Annotated in this window: 22 protein-coding genes and 1 pseudogene; all 23 read right to left on the bottom strand. The window is 34.7% G+C overall.

The genetic code is table 11. The features are described 5' to 3' along the window. Window positions 1-188: 188 nt before the first annotated feature. A complete protein-coding gene (locus JMUB898_RS07290) occupies window positions 189-1,559 on the bottom strand; it encodes a HAMP domain-containing sensor histidine kinase (RefSeq protein WP_044466266.1) in 1,371 nt (456 codons plus the stop codon). Further along, window positions 1,556-2,215, bottom strand: coding sequence for a response regulator transcription factor (locus JMUB898_RS07285; protein ID WP_002442853.1), 660 nt, complete (start codon window positions 2,213-2,215; stop codon window positions 1,556-1,558). Before JMUB898_RS07285 ends, JMUB898_RS07290 begins: the two co-directional genes overlap by 4 nt. A gap of 208 nt (window positions 2,216-2,423) precedes the next feature. Continuing rightward, window positions 2,424-2,560, bottom strand: a pseudogene (locus JMUB898_RS12845) (hypothetical protein); the annotation flags it as partial. A gap of 587 nt (window positions 2,561-3,147) precedes the next feature. Then, complete coding sequence (locus tag JMUB898_RS07280; RefSeq protein WP_002442858.1) at window positions 3,148-3,915, bottom strand: DeoR/GlpR family DNA-binding transcription regulator; 768 nt, start codon at window positions 3,913-3,915, stop codon at window positions 3,148-3,150. A gap of 6 nt (window positions 3,916-3,921) precedes the next feature. Next, window positions 3,922-5,247 carry an MATE family efflux transporter gene (locus tag JMUB898_RS07275; protein WP_044466265.1) on the bottom strand — a complete coding sequence of 442 codons (1,326 nt, stop codon included), beginning with the start codon at window positions 5,245-5,247 and terminating at the stop codon, window positions 3,922-3,924. Continuing rightward, entirely contained in the window at window positions 5,234-6,088 is an 855-nt protein-coding gene (locus tag JMUB898_RS07270; protein WP_002442862.1) for a metallophosphoesterase family protein, read from the bottom strand. The genes JMUB898_RS07275 and JMUB898_RS07270 overlap by 14 nt, the downstream gene beginning before the upstream one ends. Window positions 6,089-6,101: 13 nt before the next feature. After that, window positions 6,102-6,998, bottom strand: coding sequence for a carbohydrate ABC transporter permease (locus JMUB898_RS07265; protein WP_002442864.1), 897 nt, complete (start codon window positions 6,996-6,998; stop codon window positions 6,102-6,104). A gap of 15 nt (window positions 6,999-7,013) precedes the next feature. Beyond that, entirely contained in the window at window positions 7,014-8,702 is a 1,689-nt protein-coding gene (locus tag JMUB898_RS07260) for an extracellular solute-binding protein (protein ID WP_002442866.1), read from the bottom strand. A gap of 11 nt (window positions 8,703-8,713) precedes the next feature. Then, entirely contained in the window at window positions 8,714-9,670 is a 957-nt protein-coding gene (locus JMUB898_RS07255) for an ABC transporter permease (RefSeq protein ID WP_002442868.1), read from the bottom strand. Beyond that, window positions 9,667-10,758 carry an ABC transporter ATP-binding protein gene (locus JMUB898_RS07250; protein WP_002442876.1) on the bottom strand — a complete coding sequence of 364 codons (1,092 nt, stop codon included), beginning with the start codon at window positions 10,756-10,758 and terminating at the stop codon, window positions 9,667-9,669. Before JMUB898_RS07250 ends, JMUB898_RS07255 begins: the two co-directional genes overlap by 4 nt. A gap of 351 nt (window positions 10,759-11,109) precedes the next feature. Further along, window positions 11,110-11,724 carry a phosphatase PAP2 family protein gene (locus JMUB898_RS07245; protein WP_002442877.1) on the bottom strand — a complete coding sequence of 205 codons (615 nt, stop codon included), beginning with the start codon at window positions 11,722-11,724 and terminating at the stop codon, window positions 11,110-11,112. A 12-nt stretch (window positions 11,725-11,736) separates the two neighbouring features. Further along, window positions 11,737-12,810 (bottom strand): undecaprenyldiphospho-muramoylpentapeptide beta-N-acetylglucosaminyltransferase, encoded by a 1,074-nt coding sequence (locus tag JMUB898_RS07240; protein WP_002442878.1) that lies wholly within the window; start codon window positions 12,808-12,810, stop codon window positions 11,737-11,739. Between the two features lie 18 nt (window positions 12,811-12,828). Further along, entirely contained in the window at window positions 12,829-13,332 is a 504-nt protein-coding gene (locus tag JMUB898_RS07235) for a GNAT family N-acetyltransferase (protein ID WP_002442879.1), read from the bottom strand. Window positions 13,333-13,563: 231 nt separating this feature from the next. Further along, window positions 13,564-14,961 carry a S41 family peptidase gene (locus tag JMUB898_RS07230; protein ID WP_454271643.1) on the bottom strand — a complete coding sequence of 466 codons (1,398 nt, stop codon included), beginning with the start codon at window positions 14,959-14,961 and terminating at the stop codon, window positions 13,564-13,566. A gap of 386 nt (window positions 14,962-15,347) precedes the next feature. Beyond that, the gene (locus JMUB898_RS07225) at window positions 15,348-15,572 is read right to left on the bottom strand and encodes a YozE family protein (protein ID WP_126501964.1); all 225 of its coding nucleotides are present in this window, start codon (window positions 15,570-15,572) and stop codon (window positions 15,348-15,350) included. Continuing rightward, entirely contained in the window at window positions 15,572-16,072 is a 501-nt protein-coding gene (locus JMUB898_RS07220) for a PTS sugar transporter subunit IIA (RefSeq protein WP_002442884.1), read from the bottom strand. Before JMUB898_RS07220 ends, JMUB898_RS07225 begins: the two co-directional genes overlap by 1 nt. Window positions 16,073-16,086: 14 nt before the next feature. Next, a complete protein-coding gene (gene msrB / locus JMUB898_RS07215; protein WP_002442886.1) occupies window positions 16,087-16,515 on the bottom strand; it encodes a peptide-methionine (R)-S-oxide reductase MsrB in 429 nt (142 codons plus the stop codon). Further along, a complete protein-coding gene (gene msrA, locus JMUB898_RS07210; protein WP_037541445.1) occupies window positions 16,508-17,035 on the bottom strand; it encodes a peptide-methionine (S)-S-oxide reductase MsrA in 528 nt (175 codons plus the stop codon). The genes msrB and msrA overlap by 8 nt, the downstream gene beginning before the upstream one ends. Window positions 17,036-17,150: 115 nt before the next feature. After that, the gene (locus JMUB898_RS07205; RefSeq protein WP_002442890.1) at window positions 17,151-17,993 is read right to left on the bottom strand and encodes a DegV family protein; all 843 of its coding nucleotides are present in this window, start codon (window positions 17,991-17,993) and stop codon (window positions 17,151-17,153) included. Between the two features lie 10 nt (window positions 17,994-18,003). Next, the gene (locus JMUB898_RS07200) at window positions 18,004-18,489 is read right to left on the bottom strand and encodes a dihydrofolate reductase (RefSeq protein WP_002442893.1); all 486 of its coding nucleotides are present in this window, start codon (window positions 18,487-18,489) and stop codon (window positions 18,004-18,006) included. Window positions 18,490-18,540: 51 nt separating this feature from the next. After that, window positions 18,541-19,497, bottom strand: coding sequence for a thymidylate synthase (locus JMUB898_RS07195; protein ID WP_002442894.1), 957 nt, complete (start codon window positions 19,495-19,497; stop codon window positions 18,541-18,543). A gap of 187 nt (window positions 19,498-19,684) precedes the next feature. Then, window positions 19,685-20,122: a bacilliredoxin BrxA gene (gene brxA, locus JMUB898_RS07190; RefSeq protein ID WP_002442896.1), complete on the bottom strand. Its 438-nt coding sequence runs from the start codon at window positions 20,120-20,122 to the stop codon at window positions 19,685-19,687. Between the two features lie 19 nt (window positions 20,123-20,141). Next, window positions 20,142-21,254 (bottom strand): conserved virulence factor C family protein, encoded by a 1,113-nt coding sequence (locus JMUB898_RS07185; RefSeq protein WP_002442898.1) that lies wholly within the window; start codon window positions 21,252-21,254, stop codon window positions 20,142-20,144.

The raw sequence follows: 21,254 nt of genomic DNA, 5'->3' as shown, positions 1-21,254 counted from the left end.
TGTTGAAACGCTTACAAGATAATAATAGCATTATTTCAAATTTTGTTAAAGTCAATTTACCTATTTATATACAAAAAGCAGAACCAAATATAGATTGGTTCTGCGTTATTTTAAAAAATGGAATGAGTTGCTTCGTCGATTCGATTTAAAGACGCAATGGAGCTATCCAAAAAATTATATTTAGTTACCTAATTTTGTAATGGAAACTGAATTTTGAAAGTAGTAAACGATTGAACTTCACTGCTTACTTCAATTGTTCCACCATTTAATTGTACGATTTTTTGGGCAATCGATAAACCTAACCCGTTACCGCCTTGACTTCGCGCACGTGATTTGTCTACACGATAAAATCTGTCAAAGATAAACTCTAAATCTGCTTTAGGAATACCCATACCATGATCGGTAATTTCGATACTAACAAGTTTATTCTTTAACTGTGTAGTGATCGTTATATATTTGTTATCAGTATCATACTTCATCGCATTATCTAAGAAGATAAGTAGTAATTGTTCGAATTGATGTCGGTTGATCTTCAAGTGAATAGGTTTAGAAGTTAATTCTGTTTCAAATGTATATTTAGGATGTAGTTGTCGAAGTGATTTGACGCGGGTTTGAATTTCATTATTTATATCTACATTTTCACATTCAAGTACATTACTGTTCACTCTATCTTTGGTTAACATCAGTAATTCTTCAACAAGTTTAGTAATTCGGTTTACCTCTTCAATAGATATATCCAGTGACTCTTCTAGAACTTCTGGGTCTTTTTTACCCCACCGTTGAATTAAATTGAGATGGCCTTGAATGATTTGTAAAGGTGTTCTTAATTCGTGAGAGGCGTCTTCAACGAATTGGCGCTGTTGATTGAAGGATTCTTCAATTTGATACATCATATCATTGAAAGTCACGATAAGATTATCTGTTTCTTCATAATTTGTGGTTAATTCAAGTTTATTCTGGAAACCATCACGTCGGATTTGATTCATTTTGTTGGACATTGTCACAATGGGCTTTGTAATTTGTGATGAGAAGATATAACTAATTCCTGCTGTAATGATTGTAGCGATGAGTCCAAATGCTAAGGCTACAATATAAAGTGACCGCACTAGATTATCGTAATTTTGTAGTGAATGGATTAATACGCTATATCCGGAAAAGTCCTTTGAATGTATTGGTTCAGTAATAATTAAGTAGTTGATACCATGACTTTTATGGATGTGAATACGTTCAGGATGATTGATATCAACCTTTTTGTCATAATTGATGGCATTTTCATTAGATGTTTGTATTAATTTTTTACCTCTATCATCAAAAATGATGACCTCTTGAAAGTTCTCTAACGAAGCATTTAAATCGAGCGGTGAGATTTGATCTAAAGATTTAGAATGAAACAAATTTGCAATATCACTCGAACTTCTCTCAGCTTCGTCTAATTCACTATTTCTCAATGTATCCTTTAAGAAGAAAATGATAATCAAACAAAATAACAATATTGTCGTAAATGTAATGAGTGTCGTAATCATCATCCATTTATATTTTAACTTACGACGTTTAATCATCGAATCACATACCCTACACCACGAACGGTTTCAATCGATTTTTCCTTATTAAAAGGTTTTAATTTATTACGTAAATATCGGATATAAACATCTACGACATTCGTTTCAACTTCACTATTGAAACCCCACACGTGGTCTAAAATTTGTTCACGTTGCATGACGTGATTTCTATTTTCAGCTAAAACATATAGCAAATCATACTCCGTCTTCGTCAATTCGAGCTGTGTACCGTCAACTGTAACTTTGAAAGCATCTTTATCAATGATAATTCCGTTAATGTCAATGACATCTTTTTGAGGCTGTCTACGTAAGATAGCTCTAATTCGAGCGAGCAGTTCCTCAATATCGAAAGGTTTAACGATGTAATCATCGGCGCCATAATCGAGTCCAGCAACTTTATCATATGTTTCACCTTTAGCGGTGATAATAATAATTGGCGTTGAATATTCTTGACGAATTTGTCTACAAATCTCTAGGCCGTTAATGTTAGGCAACATTAAGTCAAGAATAATTAGATCATATGATTTATTTAATGCTTTATCTAAACCTGTGCGACCATCATTTTCTATATCTACATTGTAATTCTCATGTGTGAGTTCAAGTTCTATAAATCGAGCAAGGTTTTGCTCATCTTCTACGATTAAAATATTTGTCATATTTGCACCTCATGATACATCTTATCTAATAGCATATGATTGAAAAAGATGTATTCTTTAATTGTTATGAATTTGTTAATAATTTCTCTTTATTTGCTTTATCTATTTTATCACAATTCATTCTCAATGATTTTATCATTAATGAAAGTTTAGTTTGGAAAATTAAAAATCTATGAAGTGTTGATATGACAGCGTTTATATTATGTTAGATGAAATTTATAAAAAAAGTTTGTGATTCTAATTGACAACGATTCTCAGTCATGTATAATACTAGTTGAAAATGATTATCAATACCGACTAGAACATTCCCCCCCACATATATTTCGTTCTTATTGGATTGGTCATTTTCAATTATCCCCTTTTATATGCCCGTAAAAGACTAACGTTGAGAAACAACGTTTCAATAAAAGCAGTAGACCTTTGACACTTGAGGTTTACTGCTTTTTTAGTGCCACTGCAACGAATAAGATATTCGTTGCTAGTGGCACTTATACTTGAGCAAAGCCTCAAGTGTTACTACTATAACTGGTTTCTAGTGATATTTAAATAATAAGATGAAAGTTTTATAATTAACAGATAACGAAGTATTGATAGCGACACGCCTGCAGGAATAGCATGCGTCTTGAGACTACTTGTTAGTCAGTTGATTTTTAAAAGACAGGCTACGCAGTAGCTGATTGATATTGAGCTCACAAAATGGCTCGACATCTAATCATCCTTGCGGGGGTGATAATACGAATTCTTAAATTCTAGAATTCTGTATCACTCCCAAGCCATGCCCGCGGCAAGGGAGCTAAAGCAATACGTAGTATTGGTAAAAAACTATACTGTGAATGTTAAACAGGTATGTTTACCATTCATAAAATTAAATAAAGCCTGAGACGTCTTCTTTCGTTAATAAAGACGAAGTCTCAGGCTTCATTTTCAATAAGTTAAATCTGCAACCAATGCTTCTGATTAAAATATTCCATATTCTGCGGTTTAGCATAATCAGAAATCATATAATCAATTTCGCTAAACCCATCAATACGATACGACGCATGCGCATCGCGTTTACTACTATCTGCTAAGAGATAACTCAGTTGACTTTGTTGAATCATGATGTGACTCGCATGGGCTTCTTCCAAATCAAATTCATAACAATCACTCGTATCAAACGAACCACATGAAATAAAAGCTTTATCAAATTTAAAACGTTGTAGTAATTCATTCGTCATATGCCCGCGCACAACATCTTGTTCAGTATTCGTCTTTCCAGCAAGCATAATCACTTCTGCTTGAATTCGTTGCTCCTCGATAGCACGATTCAATTCATCCGCAATCTTCAAAGAATTTGTCACAATCGTGGTCTGAGTAATATCATTGAGATATTGAGGAATTCGCCCTGTTGTTGTCCCTCCATCGATGACAATAATTTCTCCAGACTGTATTTGTAAAGCAGCTTTCTTAGCAATACGTTCTTTTACTTGTGATTGTTTCTGCCACTTATTCGCATATGATTTCTCTTTATTAATATGATTGTATTGAATCGCACCACCATGTGTACGTGTAATCAGTTTATCATTTTCTAAGGTTTCTAAATCCTTTCTCACGGTTTCAGGCGTCACTTGTAAAAAGATAGCTAAATCTTTTACGGCCACCTGCCCGTACTGATCAACACGTTTACGAATGAGATTCAAACGTTCATTTCTTTTATACATAATTATCTATACTCCAATCTGCTTCATACGTGCTTGCCATCGATCTTTACGCCATCTAAGATACATAATGATAAATCTCAGCGCTTCATCTGCAATACTCACTAAAATAATTCCTGTATAGCCAAATCCCCAATGAATCCCTAATAGATAACTTCCAGGTAATAATAACAGCCAAGTGGTGACAATACTCACTGTGACTGGATAACGTACATCCCCTGCCACGTTTAATAAATCTACAATTAAATTATTAATTGCACGTATCGGTTCTAATCCAAAAAGTATAACAAGATAGTAAATAATTAAATGATAGGTTTGTAAGTCGTGTGTTATCCAACGTCCACACACAATAAATCCTATAAGTACACACGTCATAATCATGAAGGATTGTATGATATTAAACCAAATACTTTTTAAAACAACTTTCTTTAAAGTGCGGTAACGACGTCGGGATATAAATTTTCCTAAATAAATTTGGCTAGCAGCACTAAATGCCATAGCACAACTAAAGGACAGGCCACTTAGTACAGTGGAAACAGATTTCGCAGCGATGACTTGAGTGCCTAACATCGCAATAAATGCAGTTGTAAATGTCTGTGCAAAATTATAAGAAATTTGTTCACCTGCTGTTGGGATACCTAATGTCGAAACCTGGTATATTGTCTTCCAGCTCAGCTTGAAGTAGTGCTTAAGTGGACGGAAAATTTGTATCAGTGCAATCAAAGCTAAAATACATCCCAATAAACGACTGAGCGCTGTTGCCACCGCGACTCCTAATACAGGGTTACCTACATATTCTGGAATAATAAAGAGTACAACACCATTTAGAATGATATTAGTCACATTACTAATGATAGTAATGCGTGTCGCTGATGCTGCATGATTCATGACACGTAATACGGTACCAATGTACATTTGACAAGTCGTTAAAGTGAGTACACTCAATATAATCAGTCCAAATTGATAGGTCAGTTTGAATATATCTTGAGGTACTTGAAAAAGTCGTAGGATAGGTTCGAATGCGAGCCCAATCACAATCGTAAATACGATAGATACTATGATATTGAATAACAAATTATGATAAATCTCTTGTGAAATACTTGATGGTTGATGTTCCTTCAAGTGAACAATACGTATGTTTGTACCCACATGAATGATTGTAATTAGAAACGTGATGAGCATGAGTATTTGGCTTATCATTCCCGAAGCAGCAACGGCATCAGTGCTATAGCTGTTTAACATCAATGTATCAGCTTGTCCCATGATGAGTATGAAAAGTTGTTCTATTAAAATAGGAATGTATAATGCCCGAAACGTTCTTTTAGAAACGATCATCAAATTCTAACACTTTCGATTTATATATAGTGTCAGGTTGCAACTCAATTAATCTTGCCCCACGTTGTAAATCACCATAAGTATTGTAACCACCAACACGACCAAAGCTAAGGCGAATACCATATAAATTAATCGTAAAATCATTGTCATGGTCATGACCGCAGAACACACCTTCAATATCACCGTTTAATAACATCTGACTAAATAATCCGGAATTAATTTTTGAGCACGCAATGGGTTCATTGAAAATGCCATGATATTCAGCAATATTCTCAACTTCTTTATATTCTTGTAACGGAATATGCGTAAATAATAAGTTATGTTGAAAGTTGTGTTGAAATTGAGTTTGATATGTTTGGTGTGTTTCTCTAAGCCAATTCACATGTTCAGGTCTTATAAAATCATAATCACCTATGCCAAATGGATTATAGTCTCCACCGTCAATGACATAAAGTACATGTGTGACTGTGTCATTGCTTTTAACTTCTATTGTATAAGCTTCTTTATCATCAACAATGAGGCTATGATTTTTCTGTACGTAGTTAGTAGAATATTGGTCCTCAATATCGCGTAAGTCTGAACGTTTGAGGTGTCCCTCGGTATCGTGATTACCAAATGTCGTTGCAATTTGCGTATCATATTGATTTAAATACTCCATCAATTCCTTGTAAACGCGACCTGAATCAATGACGCCTTCAGACCAAATTTGGTCACCTGTTAATACTGTTATGTCAGGTTGATAGTGTGTCATCATATGATGAATTAAATCGTAAGTTTTTTGATCTTTTTCATCGTTGTGTGGCCCAATATGTAAATCACTTAATTGTAGAATTGTAGTCATTGTTTCGTCTCCTTTACTCTTTTGTCGAACCGATATTGATACCTTTTACAAAATGCTTCTGAACGAATGGGAAAAGGAATAGTACTGGAATGGTTAATAGTACAATCATTGCCATCTGCATTGAGTCACCTGTAATTGTCAACTTGTCTAACATTGCATATGAACCTGACTTTTGTTTTAAAGCGTCTGCAATGGCGGCTTGTTTCGTTAACATATCTTGTAAAACAGTAGCTAACGGTTTGAGATTTGGATTACGTACGAAGAATGCCCCCGTAAACCAATCATTCCATTGACTCACCGCGTTAAATAATGTAATGGATGCTACCACGGGTTTACTCATGGGTAAGACAATTTTCCAAAAGATTTGAAAGTCATTACAACCATCTACTCTAGCGGCTTCAATTACACTACTAGGTAATTGATTGAAGAATGTACGCATAATTAAAATGTTATAAACGCTATAAAGTGACGGTAAAATGTATACCCAGAATGTATCTGTTAAATGTAGTTGATTTAATAGGATATAAAGTGGTACAACACCGGCACTGAATAACATCGTAAATACTAGGAAGAATGAGATGATTCTTCGAAATGGTAAACTTTTGATTGTTAGAACGTATGCCGCCATAGCCGTTAATATCACACTTAATATTGTTCCTATGACTGTCTTCGCGATACTAATGAATAATGCGTTTAATAACGTACCTTGTTTAAATATCTCCTTAAAATTATCTAGCGAAAATTTACGCGGGTAGAAAGTGATGCCACCTTTTTGAGCATCTACCCCAGAGTTAAATGCTAAGGCAAAGATATTAATCATCGGTAGGATAATTGTGATCACTAAGCCAATAATAATGATTAATGAGATAATACGAATGACAATTGCACTTTTATCTTGTGAAACTTTCATTGTCTATGCCACCTCTTAATAAATGATTTGAGTTCTTTTTTTATCTCTTTGATTTTCAACGTATCTTTCAAATTGATTTAAGCCTGCCTCTTCTAAACGTTGCTTAGCACTATCAATAATTTGTTTTGCTTCTTTGTCTGATTGAGAATAATATGCACGTTTAATAGCGTCACTATAATCATCGAGTGCAACTTCTAAATCTTCTCCATATTCATATTTAGATAGGAACGATTTTACTGTGAGTCCGTTTACGATTTTGGCGTGTTTCTGTTTTTCATCGTAATGCCACATATCAGCAATCTTTTCAGGAGTAGTTTTTTTCGTTTTTGTATTATCTCCGTATTCAGTTTCACCAAAATCAGCTTTATTATCGATATCGGTATAACCAAGATGATCTGCCCAATAAGAACCTGCACCTCTAAAACCACGTTTTTTAGCTTCGTCTGGATTATTCTCAACTTCTTTTAAAACTTCAGGTTTAACATGAGGGTTACCTTTCTTATCTAAAGTATAGTCACGTCCTTTAATACCGTATTGACCGAGTAATTTACCTTCACGACTTGCAAGGAAATCAGCGAGTTTAACGACGTCTTCAGGATGTTCAGTCGTACTTGGTACAGCCCAACCGTTTGCGCCTGATTTATATGGCTTTTCAACTCTAAATTTACCTTTGACTGTGTTGAGTGGTCCAAGTGGAACGTATTTCATACTTTGGTTTTCAGTAACGTAGTTATGTAAATCTGAAACAATGCCCCATGAACCATTAACTAGTCCTTCTTTTGCTTTATTTTCTTCCATTGTATAGAACTCTTTCGTCATTAAGCCCTTTTTCATAAGGTCTTTAACGTAATGTACACGTTTAAGTGGATAATCAGTTTGTGATTCATGTACAATTTTCTTACCTTTATTTAAAAATTTCTCATCAGACTGACCAGTCCAAACAAGGTCATTATAGAATTTAGTACGATCGTCACCGCCCCATGCTGTTGGGCCAATAGGTGTGATTTCTTTACCATTATCATCTTTGAAGTGGTGTTCTTTCATCTTCTCAGCAAGTTTTTCAACATCTTTTGACGTCTTGATAGATGCAGGGTTGATATGAAGTTTATCCATGATATCTTTTCTGACGTAAGGACCACCTACAGTACGACGTTCTTCTTGTCCTGGATGACGGTTGATCCCCATATGTACAAGGTACGTTCCATCCTGTTCTTTATTAAACATGATGTTATCTTTCGTATCCTTTGGTAGATATCCTTTTTTGAAGTACTTACTATAAATTTTTGTGTTTTTAAGCATTTTTGTTAAGTCTGTGAGTCGACCTTGTTTCGCTGCTTTATTTAGTACTTTCATTTCAGGACGTCCACTATCGTCTAAGTAATAAACGATGAAATCGGGTAAATCTCCTGAAGCGAGTCCAGACGTTAGTGCTTCTGTGGAATCTTCATTAGAAACGGTTTGGAGTTCTAACGTGATGCCAGTCTTTTTCTTAAGTTCTTGAGCGACTTCTTTATTCATTTTAGGTGAGGCATCGTTATCACTTTGAAACACAAGTCCTTTTAGTTTTCTATCTGCAATCCATGTATCTGGTTTACCTTTAGCATCTGCTTTTCTTTTCTCTTCATCTTGCGTTTTATCTTTGCTACATGCTGTTACGAATAAAATGACTGCAATCATTAAGATGAGCATAGATTTTCTAAACATGTACATTCTCCTTAATATAATGATGTATCCAGCTTCTTATCTGCGAATTTATTAATAATGACGACAGCGATAAGTCCTATTACGCCTTGTAATAGACCAATAGCAATTGCGTAACTGAAATCGCCTTGCTCAATACCAGTACGAATAACAAATGTATCAAGTATTTCCGAGACGTTAGCGTTACCTGGTGTTTTGAGTAGGTAGATTTGATCGAACCCTGCTTTTAAAATATCGCCTAGAGAAATGATGAATAAGATAACAATTGTTGGCGTTAACATAGGTAAGGTAATATGTATAATTTGTTTGAAACGATTCGCGCCATCAATCGCAGCTGATTCATAAATTTCAGGATTAATACTCATAATTGCTGCAAAATAAATAATGGAATCCCAACCTACATTCTTCCAAATATAACTAGAAAACATGATGGTGTGGAAATACTCAGGATTCATCATAAAGTAAGTCGACCCGTCGCCACCAAATTGATGGATCAGTTGATTCATAAGTCCATCATCAGGAGCGAGTAATTTCTTGAAAATACCGATGACCACAACCCATGATAAAAAGTGAGGAATATAAAGCACACCTTGAAATAGACCTCTGATCTTACCTAATTTAGAATCTTTAATTTCGTTAAACATAATGGCTAAAATAATTGGAAATGGTAGAGCTAAAATCAATTTCATACCACTTATAATTAGTGTATTCATAATAATTTGAATACAGCGAGGGTCAGAGAAAAATCGTTTGAAATAGTATAGTCCTTTCCAATCACCGCCGATGATACCAGTATCGAAGCGGAAATCTTTGAATGCCAGAACAAGACTTGTCATTGGAATATAGTTGAAAATCAAGAAAAAGAGTAAACAAGGTAAAATCATTAAGTAAAGTACTTTATGTTCCCACATTCTTTTTAACAAAGGTTTTTGATGAGTGGATTGAAGGCTTTGTTTTTTGATTTTACTCACGATAAAACCTCCTCTTGTACTCTTTCGCCTGAATCAGAATCGAAAAAGTGTGCATCTTTAGTTTTTATACCGAAGGAAACTGTTTGGCCTAATTCGAAATCCAAATTACTATCTACAGCTGCTACAATTTTATGTTCGTTGTGATGACAGTGAAGTAATTTGTATGAACCCGTTAACTCAACCAAATCTACAGTAAATTGAGACAGTTGGATTGGATAATGACTTATTTCGTTATCCTCAACAAGATGTAAGTCTTCAGGTCGTATACCAAGTCTGTATTGTGCATGCGATGCAAGCTGAAGTGATGAAGCATCAGCCACTTTTTGTCCATCGAAGTACCAAGCATCCATGTGATAGGTCATTGGAATCATATTCATTGATGGGCTACCAATAAAAGTGGCAACAAATTCATTGACAGGATGACGATAAATTTCTTCAGGTGTACCGATTTGTTGTATTTCGCCTTGATTTAAAATGACAATACGTGATGCCATTGTCATAGCTTCAGTTTGGTCGTGTGTCACGTAAATCGTCGTTGCTTTCATTTGTTTATGTATTTTTATGATTTCACTTCTCATATTACTTCGTAATTTAGCATCTAAATTAGAAAGTGGTTCATCCATGAGAAAGATTTGAGCTTCTCTGACGATAGCACGCCCAAGTGCCACACGTTGACGTTGTCCTCCAGATAAAGCTTTAGGTTTACGGTCGAGAAGGTTTTCAATTTCTAATATTTGAGCTGCATGTTGAATTTTTTCGTCGTAAATTTTCTTTTTGATTCCTCGCATTTTTAAGCCAAAAGCTAAATTTTTATAAACTGTCATATGTGGATATAAGGCATAATTTTGAAAGACCATAGCAATATTACGATCTTTAGGTTGTAAATCGTTAATCACTTTATCGTTGATACTAATTGTCCCCTTGCTCACGTCTTCAAGTCCTGCAATCATACGTAACGTTGTTGATTTCCCACATCCCGAAGGTCCTACAAATACTACAAATTCATTGTCCTCAATATCTAGATTGAAATCTTTAACTGCGTGACTACCATTGTCGTAAACTTTGTTTAAATCCTTGATTTGTATCATGTCTTTGCTCCTTTGAAGATTTAATCACAAGTTCAGTATAAGTAATCACTATTAAAGTAAACTTTTTTCAAATTTAAGTTTTCGTAAATCAAAATTTTTTGTTTGTAATTTTTCAAAAATAAAAAGACTAAAAACGTTTATAGGACAACATTTTCAGTCTTTAATTAACAAAAATGAAAACAAAGAAATTAATATAAGCTAAATATTATTAATATTGAGATTACAAATCGTATTTATTCAAAAACGACCAATTTGAATATACTAAATAAACCACTAAAATCATTGTTGAATCACAATCATTTCAGTGGTTAGGTCAATTGCTATTTAATTTAAAATTCCAATCGCGCTTATTTATACGACGAGTTGTTTCTTCAATATTAACGTTGATAAAACAATGCAGAAGGCACCACCAATAATGCCAGCAATGATATCTGTAGGATAATGAACGCCTAGATACACTCTAGAAGTTGATATTAATAAAATGAAAAGCGCGCATAAACCGATTAACACGCCTTTAGAGATACCAGAATCATGACGGTTAATTACATATATAGCGCTTCCGAAGAAAGAGGTTGCGCCCATTGCATGGCCGCTTGGAAAGCTAAATCCTGAAATATCAATTAAACGTAAGAGTGTTGGACGTTCTCTATCGAAGATATTTTTCAAAACAGGATTAAGTACACTTGATAATCCCATTGCAATGACGAAAAATAATGTTTCGATTTGATAACGTTTAAGCATTAAATATGCGACTAATGTAAGAGATAAACATAACATTGCCCACACTTCACCTAGTTTTGTTGCACCAAGCATAATAGATGTGGTGATAAAACTTTCTGACGAATAAATAAATTCATACACTTCATTATCAATCCACTTTCCAAGACGCGATTCATGGAAAAAGGCGATAATCCCGAATATAAGTGTAAAGACAATGAGTAACGAAATGCGTGTCCAACGATTCATGCCTGGTGCCTCCTACTTGTTTAATGCATCATGTACAATTTTATCAAATAAATCTTCTTTCGTGTAACTTTCTTTATATGTTTTCATTTGATTAATAATAGCTTCACGATTGGATTCTATATCATTTAATTCTTGTATTAATCCAACTTGAGTGAGTTTATCTTCAAGGATATGACGACCGTAACCCTTAGATTCAAAGTTCTTAGCGTTATCAATTTGGTCTCCGCGAGATTGATCTAAACCTAATGGTATTAATAGCATAGGTATTCTTAAAGTTAAGAACTCATAAATCGCATTTGCGCCTGCACGACTTACTACCGTATCTGTAATAGCAAGTAAATCGGTTAAGTCATCTGTAACAAATTCATATTGGACGTAGCCCTCTTTATTAATAGAATCATCGACTAAACCTTTACCAGTTAAATGAATAATTTGATATTCGTGAAGTAAAGATTCTAAATTTTCACGGATTGTTTCATTAAGTTTTTTACTTCCAAGACTTCCGCCCATGATAAGTAAAACTTTCTTATTAGAGTTGAAGCCAGTTAATTGATAACCGCGATCTTTGTTACCTTGTTTTAAATCTTCTCGAACAGTTGCACCTACGAAATCAGCTTTTTCTTTCGGAAGATAGTTAAGTGTATCTTCAAACGTTGTATAAATTTTCTTAGCGAATTTGAGTGCAATTTTATTGGCTAAACCTGGTGTTAAATCTGATTCATGGATAATGGTTGGGATATTTAATGAGCGCGCAGCGATGACAACTGGAACGCTGACGAAACCACCCTTAGAGAATAGTAAATCAGGCTTTTGTTGTTTGAGTATTTTACGTGCGTCTAAGATTCCTTTCAATACTTTGAAAACATCTTTCGCATTTTCAAATGATAAATAGCGACGCAATTTACCACTAGAAATCGGATAATATTTTATATCTGGGAGTTGAGACTCAATCATTTCTCTTTCAATCCCTTGTTTAGACCCGATATAAAACGCTTCGTGTCCCTTTTCTATAGCAGTGGGAATAAGACTTAGGTTCACTGAAACGTGCCCTACTGTTCCGCCACCGGTAAATGCAATTTTAGACATAAATGACAACCTCTATTCTTATATGTTTTTATAATAAGCGTAAAATGGTGCTCCTCTATTAAATGGATGGTAATCAATTTCAGCTTCGCCTACTTTTGTAAAACCAAATTTCTCAAATAGATTTTGAGCGGGTTTATTTAACGCAAATGTGTCTGTGAGAATCACATGAATGCCATGTTCTTCTGTTAATTCGACTGCAAATTGGAAAAGTTCCGTCGCAGCCCCTTTATAATCTTTAGATCCAGCTAATCGATGAATCACATATGCACCTTCTCGATTTACTGGCCATTCAATGTCATCATACCACTCTGATTGATTTTGGTCGATAACAATAAATCCGCAAATTTTATCGTCTACATCTAATACGTAAAGTGTTTCGGTTTCAATGTCTTCTTCAAAGTGTTCAGTTACAGGATATTTATCATCCCACTGATTATGGTTGAATTCTTTCATTTTTTCTTTAGCTTCATCAACAAGTTGCTCAATAACAGGTAAATCTTTTTTAGTTGCTAATCTGATCATCTTACCAAAACACCTCTTTTTTAAAATAGTGAATAAAAATGAAACGCCTCATTTCTTATATAATTTAACAAATGAGGCGTATTTTAAACTTACAATTTTCAGAAAAGTCTTTTGCATTTTGCAATCGTATAAGACTGGGACAATGAAAATAATGACACAAAATGATGCTTTCGTCCCAGTCCGCTTAATACTACGCTTGCGACAGTCACTTTTCACAAAGTAATATAAATTCTATTTTAGCTTATCTAGTAATTTGTCTAATACTGTGTCGTGTTTGTTGGACTTTTCAACTAATTCTTGGGTGAATTTGTCGTTTGTCTTTTTATCAAATTGACCAGTAACATCTAGATGATTGTCTCGTTGGAATGATTTAATTGCAGATTCTAAATCTGAATCAAATTTATTGGACTCATTATCTACTTTATAACCTAAAGCAGTCAGTCCTATTTTCATAGTTTTAACATTTTTATTGTCGTCACCCAACTGATATGTCTTATTATTTGGAATCACGTTAAGAGATTGATATTTAGGTGTCGGTATTTTCACATCTGGTTGAATCCCTTTACCATGGATATAATGGTCATCTGGCGTTAACCATTTCATTTCTGTGTATTTCAGTAATGAACCATCATCGAATTCACGAGTTGTTTGAACAATTCCTTTACCAAATGTTTTTGAGCCATAGACTTTTGCTTTATGATAATCTTTCATCGCACCTGTAAATACTTCAGATGCACTTGCTGAACCTTCATTAACTAAGATTGACACGTCCATATCTTTGGCTTGTTTCAATGCATCGTTAGAAGTCTTAAGCTGCTCTTTGTCGTCACCTTTTTCCAGTTGTACTACAGTTTTGCCTTTATCTATGAAAATGTTAGCCATTTTGACGGCTTCATCAAGTAAACCACCAGGATTGTTACGTAAATCTAGGACGATTTTACGTACACCTTGTTTATGCGCTTTAATAATTGCAGATTTTAACTCTCCTGATGTGTTGCTTTGGAATTTATTAATCGTCATTACGCCAACGTTGCCTTTTTTCTCATATTCAACACTTTTAACATGAATCGTACCACGTTTGATTTTAATGTCTTTTTCTTGAGAACCACGTTTAATTGTTAAAGTAACGGTTGTACCTTTTTTACCTCTCACTAATTTAACGACTTCATCGAGAGGTTTGCCTACAACGGATTTACCATTCACTTTGGTTACCACGTCTTTAGGGCGAATGCCTGCTTTTTCAGCTGGCGAGTCTTTCATAGGGCTAGTTATACTAATTTGATCATTCTTCTTCTGCATTTCAGCACCTATACCGACGAAATCTCCTGACACACCCTCATTAAATTGCTTTGTTTCATCTGCTGTCATGTATTCTGAATAAGGATCTTTTAATTCCTTGACCATTCCATCAATGGCTGATTGTGTTAATTTATCTGAACTTTGTTTCTTGTAATAGTCTTTATTTAAAGTTTTATATACATATTCTATCTTTTTTAAGTCAGCACGTTGATCTTTGGTAAGTCCACTTACTTTATGGCTAATTAATATTGTCGCTGCAACGGTTATGCCAGCTGTTAATATAATGACTGCCAGAAGTAGTAATATGAGTTGCCATAATTTTAGTTTCACTTGTTTGTTTTTACCGTGAGGCGACGAATTGTTTCCATCACCATGGTGTGATTCTACGTTGTGTCCTAAATATTCACTCACTATATCACATCCCTTATATTTGCTAAATTTAACGTTTACTCTATGTAATTTGTAGTATTTCATTTTCAGAAAATGAAGTGTAATAGATGGCGTCATTACCATTATTCAATAACTGAAGTTAAGATTCATGAGTCGGAAGACGTATTCTTAAATTATAAAATTAAATGATTCAACGCAATCAATTCAATTATACGTCCTCATCACGTGCAAAATAAGCACAAATGTGGGAGTGAATCAGGTTCAATACTAAAAGTTGAATTCATCAATCCACTCCCGCCATAGCTTAATCATTCATTTGTTGCGTGTTAAAATTTTAACCATTCAGTATATTCTTCGTATAAATCGTCAAAAACAGACATAGGCACAGTAAATTCGATTTGCGTTTCAATGTATTCAGAAAGTGTATTAAAGTCATCTTCATGTTTCGGAAACGCGAGATCATCGAATATTTGTTCAGCTAATTTGCCTTTGTCGTCTTTACGTCCTCGAACAGTCATTACAAATTGATAGAATGAGTAATTTTTAACCATTAGCTTACAGTCACATCAATGACTTCTGTTTCACCTTTAACTACTGCTTCTACATCTTCTAAATGTAGTGATTCCGTTTGATCTGAGTTTGTAATAATGATTGGTGAAATTACAGATTTAGCATTATTTTTAATATATTCTAAATCAAAACGGATAAGTGGATCGCCTACATTGACTGTATCTCCACTTTCAACAAGCACTTTAAAGCCTTCTCCGTCGAGTTGAACAGTGTCTAAACCGATATGAACTAATAATTCTAAACCATTATCTGCCTTTAAACCGACAGCGTGCTTTGTAGGGAATACGTTATCGACTTTACCTTCAATCGGTGACACGACTTCTCCCTCTGTAGGGTTAATGCCGAAACCTTCGCCCATCATTTTTTGTGCGAAGACAGGGTCTGGAATGTCTTCAATTTTGACATATTCACCTGTTAAAGGTGCATAAATTTTAATATTCTTATTTACTTCTTTGCCTTTACCAAATAATTTCTTAAACATATAGTTGTTCACTCCTATTTTTCAAAGTGTGGAATTAACTCACCGTATCCAAGTTCTTCTAACTTCTCATATGGAATAAATTGGATAGCAGCTGAGTTGATACAATAACGTAATCCGCCAGTTTCTTTAGGACCATCATTAAATACGTGTCCTAAATGGCTATTCGCATCTTCAGAACGTACCTCAGTTCTAATCATACCAAAAGATTTATCGACAAGTTCAACAATTTCATCATCGTCTAAAGCTTTTGAGAAACTTGGCCAACCACAATTGGATTCAAATTTCTCTTCTGATGTAAATAAAGGTTTGCCTGATAATTTATCGACATAAATGCCTTTATCAAAGTGATTCCAATACTCGTTTTGAAATGGAGGTTCTGTACCGTTTTCTTGAGTAACAAGATACTCCATATCATTCAATTCATCTTTGCTTTTTTTAATCATTTTGTGACCCCCAATGTGATTCTATAAATGCCTTTCTGCCAGATCCACGTTGGTATTGTTCGTAATGCATAGGATTTTTCTTATAATAATCTTGATGATACGTTTCAGCAGGATAAAAGTTTTTATATGGTTTAATCGGTGTGATGACAGGTTTATTAAAAATGCCTTGCTCATTAATTTGTTGTTTCTTTAACTCTGCTGCCTTTTTCTGTTCTTCATCATGATAAAAGATGACAGGTTGATAACTTTCCCCTCTATCAAAGAATTGTCCACCATCGTCAGTAGGATCAAAAGTTTTGAAATACACATCTAGTATATTTTCAAAGGAAGTAATTTCAGAATCGTATTCGATTTGTACGGCTTCGACATGCCCCGTTTGATTTGTACATACTTGTTCGTATGTTGGGTTCTCGACATGACCACCACTGTATCCTGAAACGACAGATTTTATTCCTGGATAAGATGAAAATGGTTTAACCATACACCAGAAACAACCTCCTGCTAATGTTGCATATGCCATCATATTACCTCCTTATGTTGTCTCTTTTTTTATAATTTACGCTATACGTCATTGAATTTAAAGTGTTTTACTCAACATTGTATATCTAAGTTGGAGCGTTAAGGGTCTCCAGGAATTAGTCTCTTAAAACGATGAGTCCAATGGCACCTTGTCCTGTATGCGTCGAAATGACTGGTGTAGTGACATTCACGTCGAATTGATTAAAATGAAATGCTTCACTAAATGATTTTTTAACTTTATCCACGAATTCTATAACATTGGCATGTGGAATCCCAATAGATTTAATTCGATGATTTTTAGTAAATTCTGCAACTTCCTTTTTCAAATATTGAACGCTTGAATTTTGTGTTCTGGAATTATGAACAAGTTCTAATCTACCATCGTTTAATGTACCAATGGGTTTAATTTTCATGATATTACCAATTAAACCTTTCGTTTTACTAATACGGCCACCTTTAATTAATTGATTGAGTTGACCAATGACAACAAATAATTGGATATTCTCACGTAGTTGTTTGACGCTTTCGATGATGTCAGATGTTGGTGTACCCTTTTCAATTAAATCAACAATATGCTGAATTTGATAACCTAACCCATAGGAGATGGATTTCGAATCGATGACAGTGATGTTACTACCTTCAACCATGTGGCTCGCTTGAAGAGCTGTATTGAAAGTGCCACTTAAACCTGATGACATATGGATACTAATGACCTCAACATCTTCTTTGGCGAGTTCCTCGTATTTCTCGATAAATCTACCAATAGGAGGTTGACTTGTCTTGACGTCAGCATCTGCTTCTATATATTCAATATATTCCTTAGAGGTAATGTCGACTTGGTCTGTGTAAGCCTTGCCGTTAACTGTAATGCTTAATGGTATGACATGAATGTTGTGTTCAGACAAATACTCATGTGGTAAGTCAGAGGTTGAGTCTGTGACGATAATTTGTTTAGTCATAATTCCCCTCCTATTGGTTACTTCTTCGCACTAAATGTAAAAACGTATGCGGAATCGTATTTTTGTCATCTAACTGACCTTCGACGGAAGAATCGACTTCCCATTCTTCGAAAGTATAAGGTGGGAAGAATGTATCGCCTTGGAACTTTCCATCAACGACTGTGATGTACATATCATCTACTTTATCTATCATTTCCTCAAAAAGTGTTTGTCCACCGAATATAAAAACTTGGCCAGGAAGGTTATAAATATCATCAATTGAGTGAATGACATCTACACCTTCATGTTGAAATGATGGGTTATTCGTAAGTACAACGTTACGTCTATTAGGCAAAGGTTTGCCGATTGAATCAAATGTTTTTCTTCCCATAACTAGAGTATGCCCTGTTGATAACTTTTTAACGTGTTTCAAATCACTTGGTAAGTGCCAAGGTAATTGATTCTTGTAACCGATAACTCTTTGTTTATCATGTGCGACGAGGATTGATAAAGTCATCGTCCTCCCCCTTTCTTATTATGAATTGCTAGTGCATCATTGTTAGTAAAATTAAACTGCAATAGGTGCTTTGATCGCAGGATGTGATTCATAATCAACGACTTCTAAATCTTCATAATTAATATCGAAAATAGATTTGTCTGTATTAATCTTCAGTGTCGGTGCTTGATAACTTTCTCGTGCGAGTTGCGTCTCAATTGCATCAATATGATTAGAATAAATATGTGCATCACCGAACGTATGAATGAATTCTCCTACTTCAAGATGACATTCTTTCGCAATTAAATGCGTAAGTAAGGCATAGCTTGCAATATTAAATGGTACGCCTAAGAAAATATCTGCACTACGTTGGTATAACTGACAACTTAACTTACCATCTTGCACGTAAAACTGAAACATTGTATGACATGGTGGTAAGGCCATTGTATCGATTTCTGTAGGATTCCAAGCAGACACAATATGACGTCGAGAATTAGGATTTGTCTTAATTTGATCGATCACTGTTTTAAGTTGGTCAAAATGACGACCGTCTTTGTCTTCCCAATCTCTCCATTGTTTACCGTATACATTACCTAAATCACCATATTGACGTGCGAAATCGTCATCATTCAGTATACGTTGTTTAAATTTTTTCATTTCTTCCTTATACAGTTCATTAAATTCAGGATCTTGTTGAGAACGATGACCAAAGTCCGTCATATCTGGACCTTGATAGTCGTTGGATTGAATATAATTTTCAAAGGCCCATTCATTCCAAATATTATTATTATATTTAAGTAAATATTGAATATTTGTATCACCTTTAATAAACCATAACAATTCAGTGGCTATTAATTTGAATGAAACCTTCTTAGTTGTGAGTAATGGAAACCCCTTTGAAAGGTCAAATCTGAGTTGATGTCCGAATTTAGAAATTGTACCTGTATGTGTACGATCATCACGTTGGTTTCCTATTTCTAATACTTCTTCGCATAAGCTATGATATGCTTCATCGAATGGATTATGCATGTGTACAGCTCCTTTATGTGAATAACGTTTTTAAAAATGAATTATGATAAATGATATTACTGAATATTATACTAGAAAACGTTAACTGTTTATAGGGAGAGCCATTTAAGATTACAAATTTCCTATTTTGTATAAAAAAACCGAGCTACACAGCGATTACATGTGTACTCGGTATAATGGATTTCATTTATTGACAATGGTCATCAAAAGCGTCTTTTAAGTCCATGGCAATATCGTTGATGTCGCGACCTTCTATATGTTCACGTGGAATGAAGTGAACTAAGTTTTGACCTTTAAATAAAGCATAAGATGGACTTGAAGGTACTTGTTGGATGTAATCACGCATAGTTTGTGTGGCTTCTTTATCTTGTCCAGCAAAAACCGTCACTTTATGTGTTGGTTTTGCTTCATTTTGTTCTGCGACTGCTACGGCAGCTGGTCTAGCTAATCCTGCAGCACAGCCACATGTTGAATTAATCACAACGAAAGTTGTTTCGTCTTCGTTTACATCTTTCATATATTGTTGGACGTCATCGCTTGTTTCTAAGCTTTTGAATCCATTTTCAGTGAGCTCTGCACGCATTTGCTGAGCTAATTCTCTCATATAAGATTCGTAACCGTTCATATAAACACTCCTTAATGCATTATCTTTCGCGATTGGCGATTTGTTTCCAGACTGAGCCTAGTGCTTCATCACCATTTTCAATTCTAGAAATTGCCATTTCAATTTGTAATTTAACTTCGTATGCAGGGTCGTCTGCATGAGCTTTAAGAGAAGATAATTGATTTTCATTTCCTTCATCAAATACAAACATAGCAGCACGCCATCTGACAATTTTTTGTGGATCATCAAGTGCTTTCTCCATTTCGGGTAAAGCTCCTTTGAAACCTAAGTCACTTAAGCAGTCGCCTGCTGTTCGGCGTACGGCTGGACTTTTATCATGTAGTCCTCGATAAATATAAGGTAAAATATCTTCATCCTCTATCATACCTAATAGAACGACTGCCTCACGTCTTAAAGGGATTTTGTCTTCGTTTAAAGCAGTTTCTAATAAAGGTATGTCATCAAATGTTGGCGTTGGAAAGGATTTAAGCATTCTTAAACGAGCTTTCCAATCTTCAGCTTTATTATATTCATCTAATGTCACGTGTTGATAATGTTGTTCAGGTACGACGATGTCAGTTTCAAGTGCAACTTTTACGAGTTCATTTAATCGCTCTTCAGGATAAAGTGCAATCACTTCTTCATACACATCATCCATCACTTCTGATACATCCCCGTATCTAATACCGAAATCTTCCCACTTTCTTAAGAAAACGACATTATCATTGTCTTTTTGTGCTTCTAACATTTTATCGATATAAATTTCTGGCAACTGTTGACGTTTCTCTTCTTTACTAGTTGTGAGTTTGATTTGATAAGGAATTCCTTTAAACATCAATACTTCTGCACGAACTTCACCATAATGTTCGTCTGGTTGAGTTTCCTGTTCTAAATTAGACTCGTTGTTGAGTGTAGATGTAATTTGTGGTAGTACACTTTCCCAATCAGCTTTAGGTTGTTTATCTATTGCTAAAAAATCCATCACGTAAAAAATGGATTTTACACCTTCTAATTGAAGTAAATCATTAATAAATTGTGGCTGATGATTTTGTACTTCAGTATAGGTGTTCGATTGATTATCTTCACGTTTTTCAGATAATACAATTTTCATTGTGTTGGGACTGGGCGTAGGCTCTACACGAACAATTTCCAT

It is taken from the genome of Staphylococcus caprae (genome assembly GCF_003966625.1).
GTDB lineage: Bacteria > Bacillota > Bacilli > Staphylococcales > Staphylococcaceae > Staphylococcus > Staphylococcus caprae.
This window is presented reverse-complemented; position numbering and strand designations above follow the sequence as displayed.

Excerpts from the sequence above, each read along its gene's own strand:
- JMUB898_RS07290 (WP_044466266.1), bottom strand. The coding sequence starts at position 1,559 with ATGATTAAACGTCGTAAGTTAAAATATAAATGGATGATGATTACGACA.
- JMUB898_RS07285 (WP_002442853.1), bottom strand. The coding sequence starts at position 2,215 with ATGACAAATATTTTAATCGTAGAAGATGAGCAAAACCTTGCTCGATTT.
- JMUB898_RS07280 (WP_002442858.1), bottom strand. The coding sequence starts at position 3,915 with ATGTATAAAAGAAATGAACGTTTGAATCTCATTCGTAAACGTGTTGAT.
- JMUB898_RS07275 (WP_044466265.1), bottom strand. The coding sequence starts at position 5,247 with ATGATCGTTTCTAAAAGAACGTTTCGGGCATTATACATTCCTATTTTA.
- JMUB898_RS07270 (WP_002442862.1), bottom strand. The coding sequence starts at position 6,088 with ATGACTACAATTCTACAATTAAGTGATTTACATATTGGGCCACACAAC.
- JMUB898_RS07265 (WP_002442864.1), bottom strand. The coding sequence starts at position 6,998 with ATGAAAGTTTCACAAGATAAAAGTGCAATTGTCATTCGTATTATCTCA.
- JMUB898_RS07260 (WP_002442866.1), bottom strand. The coding sequence starts at position 8,702 with ATGTTTAGAAAATCTATGCTCATCTTAATGATTGCAGTCATTTTATTC.
- JMUB898_RS07250 (WP_002442876.1), bottom strand. The coding sequence starts at position 10,758 with ATGATACAAATCAAGGATTTAAACAAAGTTTACGACAATGGTAGTCAC.
- JMUB898_RS07245 (WP_002442877.1), bottom strand. The coding sequence starts at position 11,724 with ATGAATCGTTGGACACGCATTTCGTTACTCATTGTCTTTACACTTATA.
- JMUB898_RS07240 (WP_002442878.1), bottom strand. The coding sequence starts at position 12,810 with ATGTCTAAAATTGCATTTACCGGTGGCGGAACAGTAGGGCACGTTTCA.
- JMUB898_RS07235 (WP_002442879.1), bottom strand. The coding sequence starts at position 13,332 with ATGATCAGATTAGCAACTAAAAAAGATTTACCTGTTATTGAGCAACTT.
- JMUB898_RS07225 (WP_126501964.1), bottom strand. The coding sequence starts at position 15,572 with ATGGTTAAAAATTACTCATTCTATCAATTTGTAATGACTGTTCGAGGA.
- JMUB898_RS07220 (WP_002442884.1), bottom strand. The coding sequence starts at position 16,072 with ATGTTTAAGAAATTATTTGGTAAAGGCAAAGAAGTAAATAAGAATATT.
- msrB (WP_002442886.1), bottom strand. The coding sequence starts at position 16,515 with ATGATTAAAAAAAGCAAAGATGAATTGAATGATATGGAGTATCTTGTT.
- msrA (WP_037541445.1), bottom strand. The coding sequence starts at position 17,035 with ATGGCATATGCAACATTAGCAGGAGGTTGTTTCTGGTGTATGGTTAAA.
- JMUB898_RS07205 (WP_002442890.1), bottom strand. The coding sequence starts at position 17,993 with ATGACTAAACAAATTATCGTCACAGACTCAACCTCTGACTTACCACAT.
- JMUB898_RS07200 (WP_002442893.1), bottom strand. The coding sequence starts at position 18,489 with ATGACTTTATCAATCCTCGTCGCACATGATAAACAAAGAGTTATCGGT.
- JMUB898_RS07195 (WP_002442894.1), bottom strand. The coding sequence starts at position 19,497 with ATGCATAATCCATTCGATGAAGCATATCATAGCTTATGCGAAGAAGTA.
- brxA (WP_002442896.1), bottom strand. The coding sequence starts at position 20,122 with ATGAACGGTTACGAATCTTATATGAGAGAATTAGCTCAGCAAATGCGT.
- JMUB898_RS07185 (WP_002442898.1), bottom strand. The coding sequence starts at position 21,254 with ATGGAAATTGTTCGTGTAGAGCCTACGCCCAGTCCCAACACAATGAAA.